This is a genomic window from Deltaproteobacteria bacterium (genome assembly GCA_016874735.1).
GTDB lineage: Bacteria > Bdellovibrionota_B > Oligoflexia > Oligoflexales > CAIYRB01 > CAIYRB01.
The window spans coordinates 21,269-36,530 of sequence record VGTI01000016.1 but is presented as its reverse complement, the minus strand read 5'-3'; the positions used below and the strand labels follow the sequence as shown (position 1 = coordinate 36,530).

11 protein-coding genes are annotated in these 15,262 nt (G+C 53.4%); 9 read left to right on the top strand and 2 right to left on the bottom strand.

The features are described 5' to 3' along the window. The first annotated feature begins 37 nt into the window (after window positions 1-37). The 6 genes from FJ146_09195 to FJ146_09170 all read left to right on the top strand — a co-directional run bounded on the left by FJ146_09195 (window position 38) and on the right by FJ146_09170 (window position 8,895). Entirely contained in the window at window positions 38-1,927 is a 1,890-nt protein-coding gene (locus FJ146_09195; GenBank protein MBM4252133.1) for a potassium transporter Kup, read from the top strand. A gap of 120 nt (window positions 1,928-2,047) precedes the next feature. Continuing rightward, window positions 2,048-3,673, top strand: a complete 1,626-nt coding sequence (locus FJ146_09190) for a hypothetical protein (GenBank protein MBM4252132.1) — start codon at window positions 2,048-2,050, stop codon at window positions 3,671-3,673. Next, entirely contained in the window at window positions 3,660-4,325 is a 666-nt protein-coding gene (locus FJ146_09185; protein MBM4252131.1) for a hypothetical protein, read from the top strand. The genes FJ146_09190 and FJ146_09185 overlap by 14 nt, the downstream gene beginning before the upstream one ends. A gap of 13 nt (window positions 4,326-4,338) precedes the next feature. Beyond that, the gene (locus FJ146_09180) at window positions 4,339-5,826 is read left to right on the top strand and encodes a hypothetical protein (protein MBM4252130.1); all 1,488 of its coding nucleotides are present in this window, start codon (window positions 4,339-4,341) and stop codon (window positions 5,824-5,826) included. A 96-nt stretch (window positions 5,827-5,922) separates the two neighbouring features. Next, window positions 5,923-7,323 (top strand): ATP-binding protein, encoded by a 1,401-nt coding sequence (locus FJ146_09175; GenBank protein MBM4252129.1) that lies wholly within the window; start codon window positions 5,923-5,925, stop codon window positions 7,321-7,323. Window positions 7,324-7,545: 222 nt separating this feature from the next. Further along, the gene (locus FJ146_09170) at window positions 7,546-8,895 is read left to right on the top strand and encodes a hypothetical protein (GenBank protein MBM4252128.1); all 1,350 of its coding nucleotides are present in this window, start codon (window positions 7,546-7,548) and stop codon (window positions 8,893-8,895) included. Here FJ146_09170 and FJ146_09165 read toward each other — a convergent pair. Further along, a complete protein-coding gene (locus tag FJ146_09165; protein MBM4252127.1) occupies window positions 8,892-9,356 on the bottom strand; it encodes a hypothetical protein in 465 nt (154 codons plus the stop codon). The two genes, FJ146_09170 and FJ146_09165, sit on opposite strands and share 4 nt — an antisense overlap. Before the next feature lie 259 nt (window positions 9,357-9,615). Here FJ146_09165 and htpG point away from each other — a divergent pair, with 259 nt between their 5' ends. From htpG to FJ146_09150, 3 genes are read left to right on the top strand one after another with little or no spacing between them, the layout of a single operon-like run. Further along, on the top strand, window positions 9,616-11,484 hold the full coding sequence (htpG, locus tag FJ146_09160; GenBank protein ID MBM4252126.1) for a molecular chaperone HtpG: 1,869 nt from the start codon (window positions 9,616-9,618) through the stop codon (window positions 11,482-11,484). Between the two features lie 19 nt (window positions 11,485-11,503). Continuing rightward, complete coding sequence (locus FJ146_09155) at window positions 11,504-12,949, top strand: TldD/PmbA family protein (GenBank protein ID MBM4252125.1); 1,446 nt, start codon at window positions 11,504-11,506, stop codon at window positions 12,947-12,949. A 2-nt stretch (window positions 12,950-12,951) separates the two neighbouring features. Continuing rightward, window positions 12,952-14,274, top strand: a complete 1,323-nt coding sequence (locus tag FJ146_09150) for a TldE/PmbA family protein (GenBank protein MBM4252124.1) — start codon at window positions 12,952-12,954, stop codon at window positions 14,272-14,274. Between the two features lie 4 nt (window positions 14,275-14,278). Here FJ146_09150 and FJ146_09145 read toward each other — a convergent pair whose 3' ends face one another. Continuing rightward, window positions 14,279-15,205 (bottom strand): hypothetical protein, encoded by a 927-nt coding sequence (locus tag FJ146_09145; protein ID MBM4252123.1) that lies wholly within the window; start codon window positions 15,203-15,205, stop codon window positions 14,279-14,281. Window positions 15,206-15,262 lie beyond the last annotated feature (57 nt).

Genomic DNA, 15,262 nt, shown 5'->3' with positions numbered 1-15,262 from the left:
CGCAGTCAAAGACAGGTAACGCTACCAAATGAGCCAAATGAGCCAATCTCCGGCGTCGAACTCGAAAGGGTATCTTTACACTCTCGCTCTGGCAGCTTTGGGTGTGGTCTTTGGCGATATCGGTACCAGTCCGCTTTACGCTCTGCGTGAGGCGTTTCATGGGCCCCACGCATTGCCAGTAATTCATGGCAACGTGCTCGGGATCTTATCACTGATATTCTGGTCTCTGATCATCATGATTTCTCTTTGGTACATCACCTTTGTCATGCGCTGCGATAACAGGGGCGAGGGCGGGATTCTGGCACTGATGTCGCTGGTGGACCCAGGAGCTCAACTGACCAGCCGTGGACGCGGCCGGTGGATCGTCCTGATGGGACTCGCCGGGGCAGCGTTACTTTATGGTGACGGCATTATCACACCAGCCATTTCAGTACTCAGTGCCATCGAGGGTTTGACGGTGGTGACACCGGTGTTTGAACCTTACGTGGTACCACTTTCCATCGTTGTACTGTTCCTCATTTTTTGGCAGCAGCGCCGCGGCACGGCGACGATTGGTGCCATTTTTGGTCCATTGCTCCTCGTGTGGTTCTTTGTGATGGCGGGCCTGGGAGTGGGCGGCATTTTGCGCCATCCCGGTGTGCTGGCTGCTGCGAATCCAGTGCACGCCGTCGTGTTCTTTAAGGCCAATCCGTGGCTCGCATTTGTCTCACTAGGCGTAGTTTTTCTCGTCGTGACGGGTGGTGAAGCGCTCTATGCCGATATGGGACACTTTGGTCCTAAGCCAATTCGGATGGCATGGTTTGGTGTTGTTCTGCCAGCATTGCTTCTCAACTATTTCGGACAAGGCGCGCTACTACTTGAGAATCCTGGAGCGGCCGAAAACCCATTTTTTCTCCTCGCTCCGAGTTGGGCTCTCTATCCTCTCGTGGTGCTGGCAACATTTGCAGCGGCTATTGCCTCGCAGGCGTTGATCTCTGGTGCCTACTCGCTGACGCGTCAAGCTGTTGCGCTTGGCTACCTACCCCGCATGACGATCAATCACACCTCGAAGGAGGAGATCGGTCAGATTTACGTGCCATTCGTCAACTGGGCCTTGTTGACAATGACGATCTTTCTAGTCGTGCTGTTTAAATCGTCGAGTGCGATCGCCGCAGCCTATGGTGTGGCTGTGACCACGACGATGGTGCTGACGACTATTCTAGTTTATTTCGTCGCCAAGAATCAGTGGCACTGGTCCACATGGCTACGAGTGGTTGTGGTCGCACCAGTGTTTGCTATCACATTGGCTTTCTGGGGCGCCTCGATGCTGAAGATTCCCCACGGCGGTTGGTTCGCTCTGGGGGTGGGCTTAGCCATCATTGTCTTGATGACGACGTGGCGTCGTGGCCGGACCATTCTCGCTGACCGTTTACGTTCGCGGGCGATGCCTCTTGATACGTTCATCGCAAATATCAGGCGCGATCCTCCCGCGCGCGTCCCAGGCATGGCTATTTTCATGACCAGTGCTTTGGACGGTGTGCCGCCGGCACTTCTTCATAATCTCAGGCACAATAAAGTGTTGCACGATCAGGTCGTACTCATGACCGTCCAGACGCGGGAAGTTCCCTACGTTTCACGCGAGGAGCGGTATAAAGTCCGGATGGTTTGCCCTGGACTGTTCACGATGGTGGTTTACTACGGTTTCATGGACACTCCGAATGTACCGGCAGTGCTCCTGCGCTGTGACGCTGAAAATATAAAATTTGATGCGTCCGAGGTGGCTTACTTCCTCGGCAGAGAGACCGTCCTAGCAACGTCGCGTCCCGGGATGGCGATCTGGCGTGAACGTCTCTTCTCCTTCATGTCGCAGAATGCCCAACGCGCCACTACCTATTTCCAGATTCCGCCGACTCAGGTAGTCGAGATTGGTCTGCAAGTTGAGTTGTGAGTGCGGTAAGTCTCTGATTTCCGGTTAGAATACAAATTATTTCTAAAGTTTAGTGACCATAATGCCGATAAGCCGCCTCGTTGGTAGGGAGATTCCTACCACTTTAGAGGATTAAACATCATGGCAGTTCGGTGGGCATTGGCTCTCAGGGGAGCTATTGTTGCTATCTCATGCCTCAGCCTGTGGCTTGGTGGCAGTCAGCCGGCGTTTGGCAACGCTGCCAATGCACGCAGCCTCTGTGCGGCTGCACCTGATGCTCCTGGGTGTGGCACCGGTCAGGCCTCGTGTACGACGTGTCATACCGGAGCCCCGTCTCTAAATCCTTACGGGCGTTGTCTTAAAGATGCGCTTGCTCGCTCCCGGACTATAGAAGCTGCCGCTAAAGCAGTCATGAATCAGGACTGTGACGGCGACGGCATCGTCAATCTGGAAGAATTTGCCTCTGGGACCGAACCCGGTGTGGCCGACCAAGGGCAAAATACGCGAGCCAAAGACGAGCGTAACTGTGATGCTCGGGGTGCAGGGAGTGGCTACAATCTATGTGGTTACGATCCTGACTACGCCTTTAAGAAGGTGAATGCAGATTTCTGCGGCAACTCACCGACCTTCGAGGCATACCAAGAATTTAAAGAACTACCTCTAACCGAGAAAGAGCAGCGCATTGCCGCAACCGTTGACTCCTGCATGAAGTCAAACTTCTGGCGCGGCAAGGGCGGCATACTTTGGGATATGGCTGGCGTCAAGGTACGTCCCTTAACCGTGGTCAAGGCAGGTGACGATGGCGGCGAGATTCCACTGGCTGACTACTATGACGACTATAACCTTTATATCTATCACCACATCGATGATGCGGACGCGCGTGGTGTACTAACCGCAAACTACTATGTCACCCGCCGTGATGGAGGCACTACCGCCTACACACCCACCGAGAACGTTGCGCTCAATGGTAAGAAGCCTGGTGTCCTCGCGGTGACAGGCAGTTTTTACAACAATATGCAGCAGTTTGTGCCGAAGGACAAACGAGCTGGTGTACTCAGCACATCCTGGGCGCAAAATGGGCTCACCATGTTTGCCTCGATCCCGAGGTCTACTGCAGCTCATTTTTACCGTGTTTACCTCGGTCTTGATATCAGCAAAAACCAAGGTCTAGTCGAACCAGGTAGTAACTTTCGCCTAGTCGACTATGACAACAAAGACGTCACGCGCCCTGCCTGTGCCGCCTGTCACCGTTCGCTGGATGCTCTCACCTACCCATTTACCAAATACAATGGGCTGACGTTTCAAATTCTTGGTCGCGACATCAACACAGCCGGCGGTTTTGTTGGTGGTGCCGTTGGCGGTAGCGTCATGCTCCCTCCGTTTCTAGCTGGGATCGTGCAGAGCGGCAGTTCTCTGGTCGGTGGCGACTTATTGCTGCTTGGTGAGTACAACGAGAACCGCATGCGGATTCTCGCCAAAATGAATGCAACAACTGAGCCCAATCTGGCGGCAACACCCTCGTCCGGTTTCATACTAGGCCAAGCTGTTAACTCCCTACCGGAGTGGGGGCGTGTGGCTGCAAACTCAAAAGAATACGCCCGCCAAATCGTCCTTGATTATTGGCGCTATTTGATTGGCGAAGAACCAAATGCTGAAACAGAAGACGAATTTGAGTCGCTAGTCGAGAACCTAAAGACCAAGCATAATTACCGTGTGCGCAACTTATTACTCGATTTAGTGACGAGGGATGCTTATGGCGCACCATAAGGCAAAAGCACTTGTAATCATCGGCATGCTCGTTTTTATGGACGGCTGCTCATGGTTTAAGAAGAAAGGTCGCGGCGGGCCGAGCGCTCCTCGAAAACCGAAGTCGGCCGATATACGGTCGGGCGATGATGGTGAGCCGGGACTCTCCCACCGTGCCAACGTGCGGTTTAAAAAAATCTACCTCCTACGCAATGACTATGCGCGTGCCTTGCAGTTGCCTCCGAATCAGTTGTGCATCGAATCGGGAAAAGACTGTCTGACGCATTACAACATCGTCCTCGGTGGCGTCGACGCCAATCTCATGCTGTACGAGCGAGCCGAAAAACCGGTGCCAACGAGCCCGATTGCTATCGAACGCGTAGCTCTGCAGGCCTGCGCGCGGCGCGTCGATTTGGATTTTGGTGGTAGTAGCCCGCTAATTTTTGCCGGTATCCCATCGGGTGGCACCAATTTTACCGAGGCCCATAAAAACGCTGTTCAGCGTCTGTACCGTAATTTTCTACAGCGTGATCCTACTGATGGCGATTACGCCGGGCATGAAAAGCTTCTAGATTCTGTGGGGTCGATGGTGTCTGGCAACGAGGTCGGCAAAACTTGGGCAAAGTCCGCGTGCTGGATGGTTGCCACGCAGCTGGAGTCAGTCCTTTATTAGGACGGGGGTAATTATGAGTCGCCATAAAAGAAGTGCAGCAAGTCGTAAGCAGCAGGGTCTCAACCGCCGCGATGTTGTGACTCAAGGACTCTTGCTTGCTATGGGCCCCCTACTCTGGTCGCCACGTCGGCTCCTTGCCGCGGAGACATCAAGTGACGATCGGCGATTTCTGATCGTGATGCACGGATCGGGTGGTGCCTCCATTATTGACTCATTTATGGCGCTCTCAAGTAACGAGGTGCGCGCGGCAGGTGGTGATGCCAATGCACTCAACTGCTACGAGACGTCTCAGCTCATCAGTTTACCCGACTCACCACTGCGGGCCGTGAACTATCAAGGAACTATTGCGGTACTCGGTAATCTCAAAGTTCAGGGTGCTCAAGAGGCATTTTTACGCAAACATAAACAAGACATGATGGTAGTGACCACTGAGAGCACCTCGGTGACCCATACCACAGCGCAAAAACGAGCCATCACCGGCAATGAGGCCTGGTCTGGGCGCACCCTGCAAGAGGTGATCGCTGCTACTTACGGCAAAGGCTTGCCTTTAGCTAATTTGCTTCTAGGACAAGGTGGATACGTCGAACACGGTATCGACGGCAGTTTGCCCGGCTACGCTAAGGGCACATTGGTCAACGAGCCAGCAACTTGGTCTAAGGGACTTTCTAGTGCCTATGGCATTGATGAGGCTCCTTCAGAAGAGGTGATGGCCGTCGCACGTGAGATCCGCGATCAAATGCTCGATGCGCCCTCGGCATTTTACCGGACCTTTAAAGAGTCGCCCGTCATGCGTGACTGGGTACGTGCGCGTAGTGATACGCGCGATCTCTTTGAACGCGGCAAACTGGCGGCAGGCCTGGATATCTCACCGAGCAACAGCAATGCCGTGGAGCTGATGCGGATTTTCCCGGATTACACGTGGGATCCCTACGAGGCCCAGGCGATCCTCGCATGTATGGCCATAACGCAAGGTACGACCTGCACCGTGACCCTTGGTCCATCTTTCACGGTAGTTAGTAAAGGTGGCCTTTCGGAGACGCGAAACCCGCCCATAGGCTTTGACTTCTCGCACGCCAGCCACCGCGGTGTCCAGGCGCTTATGTGGAGTCGGATGCTGTCGATAACGGATCGTATGATCGGGTTTTTGAAGGCAAAAGAATATCCTCGTGGCGGGAGTTACTGGGACCGTTCAGTTGTTTACTTTGCGACCGATTTTGGCCGCAGTAAAATCAGACCAGGCGGAGCCGATGTTTTTGCCTCGGGTCACCATCTAAACAATGGTGTTTTAGTTATGTCCCCGCTAGCCAACGGCAATAAAGTTCTTGGCGGCATCGATGCTAAGTCGGCACTAACTTACGGTTTCGATCCCGCTTCCGGGCGTCCCGATACAGGGCGGAAGACTGAAGAAAAGGACTTATTCGCAGGTCTATTGCAAATGATGAATGTCGATACAAGTGCCGTGCACGGGGCACCTGATATGCGGGCTATGCGTCGTCGTTGAGGCCGGATCTAGGACGACGACCCGCTGGGAATCTGTTCGGGAATCTGTTCGGCATCTAGCCTCGGGAACCGGTCAGATCGGTATATCGACCATGACATGGTTAAAAAAGACGGCTATAATAGCCTTGTATGGCTTATTTATACGGTAAGAATCAGAGCGACGCTTATGTACCGACAATTCCAGGATTTTTTAACTAGCCGCAGCAAACGGTCCAAACAGACGCCGTTAATCGTTCGTGGTGCCCGTCAAACCGGCAAAAGCCACAGCATCCGGCAATATGGGATGATCTCATTCCCTCATCTGGCTGAGATCAATCTCGAATTAGCACCATCCATGAAGGCGTGCTTCTCCTCTTTAAACGCGATTACGATGAGTCGCGAGTTAGAGGCATTACTCAAGACGCGGCTTATTGACGGCCAGTCATTGCTATTCATCGATGAGATTCAGGAGTCACCGGAGGCTATTTTAGCGCTTCGTGCGTTCAAAGAACAACGGCCTGGCCTCGAGGTCATAGCCGCAGGCTCATTGCTAGAGTTTGCCTTAGATGATGAAAAAATTCGATCGTTCCCGGTAGGGCGCGTAGGTTTCGCGTGGATGCATCCCATGTCATTTCGCGAATTTCTTCTCGCTCTCGCCGAGGACGGTCTGGTCGAATGTATAAGTAAAGCGACGCCAGATGTGCCGGTTTCTGAGGCAGTGCATCATCGGCTGCTAGAACTTGTGCGAGAGTATTTTGTCATCGGCGGATTACCCGAGGTAGTGGATACCTTTCGTGAGAGCAAAAGCTACTTAGAAGCAAAAATTGTGCAGTCGCGGCTATCTCTCGGTTACGTTGCTGATTTTGTTAAGTATGGCAAGCGCTATGACTATCGCAAATTACAAACAATACTCAGAGCCGTACCTCGTTTGGTAGGAAGACCATTTAAATTCTCACATGTTGACTCAGATGCACGAGCTCGAGATTTTAAACAGCCACTACTGGATCTCGAAAAATCAGGATTAGTGCGTTTGATTCGGGCTACTCATGCCAACGGCACACCGTTAGCAGCAGGAGAAAGAGACGGTGTGTTCAAAGTTCAGCTTCTGGATATAGGCATCATGCTAAACATGTTGGGGATCGACCTTGGTCCTAAATCAATTGTCGATGCGCTTTTTGTTAACGAAGGTGCGCTTGCCGAACAATTTGTTGGACAAGAGCTGTTGGCAAATACACCAGCCGATACAAGTCCAAGCCTGCATTACTGGCATCGGGAAGCCAAGGGCTCCGAGGCGGAGGTGGATTACCTAATAACGCATCATGACAAAATTATGCCCATGGAAGTTAAGGCTGGGAGTACTGGCAGCTTGAGGTCAGCCCGATTGTTCATCCGCGAGAAGAATGCTGCATTTGCGATCCGCATCTCACAACATCCATTGTCATTCCATGACGGAATCCTCTCGGTACCTTTTTACATGTGCGGAGAACTAACCCGAATTTTGGATCGGATGGTTAGTTAACCCAGAAGGAACGGCTGGCTTCTGTGCTTTTCAGGTAAACAACCCGAAACGTCGAAAGTGACTCAGCGAAGTGGCGTAATTGCGCTGTGGCGCCGTGATTTTTTAGTTGGTAAAGTCAAATAGTTGCGCGAATCTTTGCTTTTTTCTCAAGTCCGCACGTCGGAATACCGACACGGACGTATGCTACCGCTAGAGGTACTACTGACACGAAAGGGTTCCCCCATGAACCAAGGTCTGTACCTCAAAAGCCTCGGGATGCAACTTGTGAACACGCTAGCGATAGCGGCAGTCGGGTGCTCGTCGAGTAATTTTGACTCATCAACGGGAAGCCAGAAGGCTGCGCCGCTTGTGCAGACAACGGATACGGTAACACCTGTGAAATCGATCGCAACCGACAATCTCGCTGATGCTTCGAAGGCAATTGCACCTGACGGCGGCGGCACGGACGGATTCTTTGCCGACGGATCAGCGGTTAAGGCACCGCGATTTGCCCTCTTGGTCAACGATCTCAAGTGTGGCATGTGCCACACCCATATAAACGGTGATGTCGCGTCAACGGCAGAGGTCCTTGACTGGTCCTCTGGTCACGTCCCCCTATCTGGCGAACGCGTATCGGGAGGGTGGTATGCAGCGAAATCATGGACTGACATGACACCGGATGGAAAAAAATACGTCATCACCGTAGCAGAAGGAGTCAAGCAGAACTACACGGGCAACAAAGTCCCGAACGATCCGATAACTGGTAGGCCGGCCTTCCCAAAGATTGACTTTAACGGTGCAACGTTGCGCATGAAGGGCTCAATTAGCGGCGTCGACGCGGCTGGCAAAGCCGTAACGGTTAATGGGATTCACACAGGCAATTTGGTTCTCATTGGCACTAAAGCCGCGCCGATTAAGATTGACGGTAGTGTCATGGTCCAAGGCGAGCTAGTGATCAAAGGTGTCTACCAGGGCGTCGGCACGATTTATACCACGGGCAATGTATACATACCGGCCAACCTGACTTCGGCTGCCAAGGGAGTATTCCCGTTCCCTGCTAACCCCGCTCAGGCGGCGGCGAAAGGCCAAGCTCTGGTCGAGGCGAAAACCGGTGACGCTCTCGGCATTGCGACCGATAAATCCATCCTGATCGCTGACTTGAATTCCGGCATTTACGACAACGCTCTGACACCACCGTCACAAAGGCGGGCAGCGCTTGGCATCGAAAATCTCTACGGCTGGTTCCCCGGTGGTAAGCCTGGCTACGCAGCCTTGTACGAGAATGCTGTCAACTGCGATACGGGTGCGCTCGATAGCGCAAGCGGGTTTAACCTGATCGAGGCCTATTTATATGCGGCGCAGTCAATCGGCGGCCGGTCCAAACGCAGCTCATGGGCGATCAACGGTGGCGTCATTACCGACGTATTCCACGTACTCGGAGGCGTCTCGCGCGGTGGAGGACAGACCAAAGACTGTCCAACGACCGCTAGTCCGGTACACGGCTACCCGCAAAACGGTAACTACGTAAACTACGATTACCGTATGCAGGCGGGGCTAAGGATCCTCGGCGAATTGGCTCCGTACTTCAACTAATCGCTAGCACCGACACTCATCGTGCAGCGGCTAACACCGCTGACGGTGGTGTTGCGTTCACAAGCGATATCAGACGCCCCTACTAGATTGACGCCGAGCAAATCGGTAGGCCGGCTTGCCCCATGTGCGCGGAGCACCTGGTAAAGGGTTGCGGCTGGTGTGGTCGGTACCACTTTCAGCTCACCCTGAAGCATGAGCGTACAGCTCGGAATTGGGGCGGGAACTACCGGCGCTGAACAGCTGACCACCTCAGCTTGCAACTTAAGCGCGCCAAGGCGACCGCTCGGATCTCTAACACCGGACTGAAATAGGGCGGAGATGAAAAGTTCGGCTTCGTCACCGACGATGGTTAACGTCTTCTGGTCTTCGCTTTTCGTGACCGATGGCGCCATCGCGAGACTGCCGCAGGCGTTAATTAGTAGGGGGAAGGCTAACAGGATTAGGGTAGGTGAACATTTCATGACGTGGCTCCTTTTCTAGATGGGCCTACGGCAGCTCTACGTAAAATCCCTAGCATGCTCAAGTTTAATATGGGCGTTGGCACCTGTCCGGTGGTGGGTCTAAGGCTTAAATATCTCGTGCTTACAGGCACTTGTGTTGATTCTTGGCGCTGGGGGCGGCGCCCACGTCTGGACCGCCCCAGGACCACCCCTTGACCACCCCAGAATCGTAACTTACAGGTATGGGGACAAATTTCATTTTGAGGAGGTCCCTAGGCCTATGGAAGCCGGACACATTTCTATTCATGCTGAGAATATCCTTCCGATCATCAAACGCTGGCTTTACTCGGAAAAAGAGATTTACATCCGTGAGCTCGTGTCCAACGCGGCCGACGCCATACTTAAATTGCAGAAGATTTCTCTGCTAGGAGACGTGAAGACCGAAGTCCCCGAGGCGGCGATCACGCTGACTATCGACAAACCTGGAAAAAAGCTGATCATCAGCGATACCGGTCTTGGTATGACGGCCGATGAGATCAAGAAATACATCAACCAGGTGGCCTTCTCGGGGCTGCATGACTTTCTCGACAAGTATAAAGATAAGGATGATAGCCAGCAGGTGATCGGGCATTTCGGACTAGGTTTTTACTCGGCCTTCATGGTCGCCAGCAAAGTCGAAATCGATACGCTCTCCTACAAGGAGGGTGCCGTCGCAGCGCATTGGAGCTGCGAGGGATCAACGGCATTTGAAATGACGGCTTCCGAACGTAAAACCGTCGGCACCTCGATCACGCTCCACATCGGTGACGACTCGTCGGAGATGCTCGAGGAGTCGACTATTAGGGGGCTCATCGAGCGTTACTGTGCCTTTATCCGCTACCCCATTTACCTCGAGGGTAACGCTGAAGTTCTCAACGACACGCGGCCACTGTGGACGCGCTCCCCGACAGAGCTTAGCGATAAGGACTACGTCGACTTTTTTCATAAGCTCTTCCCAGGAAGCCCGGATCCGCTCTTTTGGATCCACCTTAATGTCGACTACCCGTTCAATCTCAAAGGTGTGCTTTATTTCCCCAAGCTCAAACACGAGCTCGATGCCTCGCAGGGTGAGGTTAAGCTTTATTGCAACCAAGTTTATGTGGCAGACAATACCAAGGAGCTTATCCCAGAATTCTTGACCCTACTCAAAGGGGTGATTGACTGCCCGGATCTACCACTCAACGTGTCGCGTAGTTATCTGCAAACCGATCCAACGGTGCGCAAGATCTCAGAGCACATCACGAAGAAAGTGGCCGATAAGCTAAGCGGCATGGCCAAAACTGATCGCGACAGCTACGCCAAGTTTTGGGACGATATTAACCCATTCATCAAATTTGGCATGCTGCGCGATCATAAGTTTTTTGAGCGCATGCAGGAATATGTACTGTTTAAATCGGCTGCGGGCGAGCACCTGACCCTCGAGCAGTACAAAGAAAAAGTACAAGGCAAGGTGGAGGACGGCACGGTCTTCTACTCAAGTGATGCAACGGCCCAAGCGGCTTACTTGCGTCTATTTGGAGACGAAGGCCTCGAGGTGGTGATCGCCGATACCATGATCGATCAGCACTTCCTGCCCTATTTCGAGATGCAAACTGGTCGGAAATGGAAATTCAAGCGTATCGACTCCGATGTCACCAGTCACCTGCTCGAGGGCGCCAAACCTGACCTCGTGGTCGATGCCAAGGACAAGGCCACCGTGAGCGAAAAGATCGACAAGATCTTCCGTGACAATCTGACGCAAGAAAAGGTCAAGATCCGCGTCGAGGCCTTCAAATCTGACAAAGTGCCCGCCATGCTGGTGGTCGATGAGAATACGCGCCGCATGAAAGAGATGATCCGTAACAACGGAGCCATGGCAGCCTTTGCCGCTGGTGTGCCCGAGGAACGGACCCTGGTGGTCAATCAAAACAGCCCGGCGATCAAGAATCTCATCAAGCTGTCGCAGACTTTCAACCGCCAAGAGGAGGTGAAACTCGTGGTGAATCAGATTTTTGATCTTGCCTGGTTGCAACAAGGCGAGTTTTCGGCTGAAATGATGCAATCATTTATAGATCGCAGCACCGCAATTCTAGGGCGTCTCGGATCGACGGATACTTTGCTCGCTAACTAAGTGGGGGCGCGAAAGTCGCATGCAGCAAGCTCGTATTGATTTAGTGAAAAAACTGTTCAAGCAAACCTTGCCGGCTGTCGACTTTGCCAGCATCCGTTACCACAATGATCGTGACGATCAGGTTGCCGTCAGGCAGGGGGTCTTAGAACCCCTGCGGACGGGGCAGGACGAGGGCGTCATGGTCACGGTCCATCATCGCGGCGGCGTCGGTTACGCGGCAACCTCGGAACTAACGGAAAGCGGTGTCAGGACCGCCTTTGAGCGGGCTGTGGCCTGGGCCGAGCGGCTCGGTAAGGCTGCGGTGACTAACTTTTCCCGGATCGATATGCCCCACCACCGTGGTGAGTTTAAAAGCCCCGTGCGCAAGCCCTGGGAGTCGATGACGCTCAAGGCAAAAGTGGATCTCCTTACCGATGCTTGCAACCGCCTCAAACGCGGCAGCGAGATAGTCGACTGGGCAGCTGAGCTGTGGCATATGCGCACGGACCGCCTCTACCTGACTAACGGCGGTGGTGAGATTTTTCAGTCCTTCGACCGCATGGTGCCATCATTGGTTGTCACGGCCAACCGCGGGCCTGAGACGGTAACCAGAACCTTTGGCCGGATGGCCTTATGCCGCCAGCAGGGGTTTGAGATCCTCATTGAGTCGGGATTCAACGCGGCGAGCGAGCGGATTGCTGATGAAGCCTTGGAGCTACTCGCAGCGCCGAACTGCCCCGAGGGCAAGATGGATCTCCTGCTGGCTCCCGACCAAATGGTCCTACAGATTCATGAGTCAATCGGCCATCCGCTGGAACTGGACCGTATTCTTGGCGACGAACGTAACTATGCTGGCACCAGTTTCGTCACGATGGATATGTTTGGTAAATATCAATACGGCTCGCCGCTCCTCAACGTGACCTTTGATCCATCGCGGCCTGAACAGGCCGCAAGCTACGCGTTTGACGACGAGGGACGTCCGGCAGAGCGACAGTTCATCATCAAGGACGGGATCCTGCTCCGCCCCCTCGGTGCTACGGTCTCTGAAACACGTGCCGACTACGACGGCGTTGCCAGTGCAAGAGCCGATAGCTGGCGGCGACCGGCGATTGATCGGATGTCTAATCTGAACGTCGAGCCGGGCAAAGAATTCTTTGACGACATGGTCGAGAGCGTGGAACACGGCGTCTACATGCAAACCAACTGCTCTTGGTCTATTGACGATTCACGCAACAAGTTTCAGTTTGGTTGTGAACGGGCGCAGCTGATCGAGAACGGTAAACTGACCAAGGTCGTCAAGAAACCAAACTACCGTGGCATCTCGTCCAGCTTTTGGCGCAGCCTCAAGGCCGTTGGCAATGGCTCCACACTTGAGGTCTTAGGTACACCCAACTGTGGCAAAGGTGAACCGAATCAGGCGATCACAGTGGGTCACGCGAGTCCGCCGTGTTTATTTGCTAATGTAGACGTATTCGGAGGCGAATAAGCATGCGCCAATATTTTTTTGACACGGCTGACTACCTGAAATCGCTCCTCGTTGGGGATGAAGTCTACACGGCTTACCTGAGTGGTGAGGACTCCGACTTCTGCCGCTTCAACGGCGGCCGCATCCGGCAAGCCGGCAGCGTTAAACAAAATCAACTAACGCTGCGGCTCATCAACGGGGCGCGCCACGCTGCCGCCACTGTCTCTTTGGCCGGAAGCAAGTCCAGCGATCAGGCCGCGTTAACCAGTATCGTGGCTGAATTGCGCGAGCAGTTGGCCGAGCTGCCGGATGACCCCTATTTGATGTACGCCACTGAGGTGCAGTCAAGCGATTCAGTGAGGGCCAGCGAGCTACCAGACAGCCGCGATACGGTGGCGCAGCTGGTGACCAAGTCCAAGGGGCTCGACATGGTCGGTATTTTCGCGTCTGGATCGATTTACCGAGGATTTGCCAACTCGCTCGGACAGCGTAATTGGTATGCTTGTCACCCCTTCAATTTCGACTTCAGTCTTTATCTGCGGGCCGACAAAGCAGTGAAATCAGGCTACGCCGGCTTTCACTGGCAAGACCAGGCATGTGACAGCAAGCTTCACGCCGCCCGCGAGCAGCTGGAGATCCTAAAACTCACGCCCAAAACCATCAAACCAGGGAAGTACCGCGTTTACTTATCCCCTGCGGCCTTGAACGAGGTCACAGACATGCTGGCCTGGAACGGCTTCGGGCTTAAATCCCATAAGACTAAACAGACCTCGCTTTTACGCATGGTCGATGCGGGTGCCAGCATGCACGAAAGTGTCACCATGCTCGAACACACGGCGGCAGGGTTGTCTCCGGATTTTAGCAGTGCGGGATTTAAACGGCCTGCTCATGTGCACCTTATTGAGCGTGGTCAGTACAAGGACTGCTTGGTGTCGCCGAGGTCAGCCAAAGAGTTTGGCGTCAGCACCAACGGTGCTAGCGAGGGCGAATCCCCCGAGTCACTGGAAATGGCGCCGGGATCTATCGACCTCGCACAAGTGCCAGAGGTCTTAGGTGACGGAGTTTATATCAACAACCTCTGGTACCTGAATTACTCCGACCAAAGTGCTTGTCGGATGACAGGGCTGACCCGCTTTGCCTCATTTTGGGTCGAAGGTGGGAAGATTGAACAACCACTCAACGTCATGCGTTTTGATGAATCAGCATTGCGGATGTTTGGTGACCATCTCATCGGTTTGACCAAAGAGCGCGAGATGATCATGAGTAGCCACACCTACGGCCAACGCTCAGTCAGTAGCGTGCACTTGCCGGGGGCGTTGGTGAAGGATTTCAGTTTCACGCTGTGAAGCCTCAACGAGCCAAAAGTGATATCACTTGCTTCATCACTTCGAGGTCCCCAGGGATTTGGCTGTGAGCGGCTAGATCACCTGGCGTGTACCGACGCTTAACGTTGGTAGCTCCAGTTAATTGTCCGGAATGCAGAATCGTTGCATCGGTCTGGTAGATGTTCAGCCAGGTCTTGGCACGTTGTTTTATTGCCGCAAGTTTAGTGGCGTCAAAATCAGCTGGGGCCCTTGTGCAACTGGCATTGGGCTGTCCATCCAGAATACTGTTCAGCACAGCTGGTGGGGTGCACTGAGCACGGCTGATTGGGTCGAGTGTGATGAGCGCATCGACTGGGAATTTGGTCTTTACTTGATCGATGAGCGATAGACTTAACCAACCACCGTAGGAGTGACCAGCTATGCTCACGGATGCATTGGGGGAGTTATAAACTGATGCCTCAAATGCGCTGAAGAGCTGAGCAATGGAATCCTCTCTCACCTCAGTAGGTTTGTCAGACGTCACAAAAATCACTTTAGCGACGTCAAACTTGAAGCAGCTCATGATGTATTTTACCTCTGGCGAACCAGTTGTTTTAAGACTCTGCTGCACCTCGGTGACATAGGTCTGCATCCAAGTGTCTTTGAATGGGGAGTTGGCATCACCGCTGCAGCTCATGTAGCCACCAAAAATGCCAAGTAAGCGTGAACCACGCGCATTTGCTTGATTTGGGCCCGTGTTCTGCGCGTCGCCTGCTCCTGGTTGCTGATCTGATGGGCCCCTAGGTAGTCCCATAGATGGTTCCAGAACTTTCTGGTCGCCCGGTGAACGCTCGGGAGCGGCTGGTGTCACTGGCGCACCATGCGAGCTGTCTTTGTCCGAGCCGCAAGCTGCCACTACCGCCAGGCCTACGGAAATCGTAATAAAGCGAAGTCTATGCCTGAATCTGTACATCTAAATTACTCGCCTTTCTTGCTAATCCGAATAATTTATCGGTATATTCTTATTAAA

Coding starts and splice junctions, on each gene's coding strand:
- htpG (MBM4252126.1), top strand. CDS start 9,616: ATGGAAGCCGGACACATTTCTATTCATGCTGAGAATATCCTTCCGATC.
- FJ146_09150 (MBM4252124.1), top strand. CDS start 12,952: ATGCGCCAATATTTTTTTGACACGGCTGACTACCTGAAATCGCTCCTC.
- FJ146_09155 (MBM4252125.1), top strand. CDS start 11,504: ATGCAGCAAGCTCGTATTGATTTAGTGAAAAAACTGTTCAAGCAAACC.
- FJ146_09145 (MBM4252123.1), bottom strand. CDS start 15,205: ATGTACAGATTCAGGCATAGACTTCGCTTTATTACGATTTCCGTAGGC.
- FJ146_09185 (MBM4252131.1), top strand. CDS start 3,660: ATGGCGCACCATAAGGCAAAAGCACTTGTAATCATCGGCATGCTCGTT.
- FJ146_09165 (MBM4252127.1), bottom strand. CDS start 9,356: ATGAAATGTTCACCTACCCTAATCCTGTTAGCCTTCCCCCTACTAATT.
- FJ146_09180 (MBM4252130.1), top strand. CDS start 4,339: ATGAGTCGCCATAAAAGAAGTGCAGCAAGTCGTAAGCAGCAGGGTCTC.
- FJ146_09175 (MBM4252129.1), top strand. CDS start 5,923: ATGGTTAAAAAAGACGGCTATAATAGCCTTGTATGGCTTATTTATACG.
- FJ146_09190 (MBM4252132.1), top strand. CDS start 2,048: ATGGCAGTTCGGTGGGCATTGGCTCTCAGGGGAGCTATTGTTGCTATC.
- FJ146_09195 (MBM4252133.1), top strand. CDS start 38: ATGAGCCAATCTCCGGCGTCGAACTCGAAAGGGTATCTTTACACTCTC.
- FJ146_09170 (MBM4252128.1), top strand. CDS start 7,546: ATGAACCAAGGTCTGTACCTCAAAAGCCTCGGGATGCAACTTGTGAAC.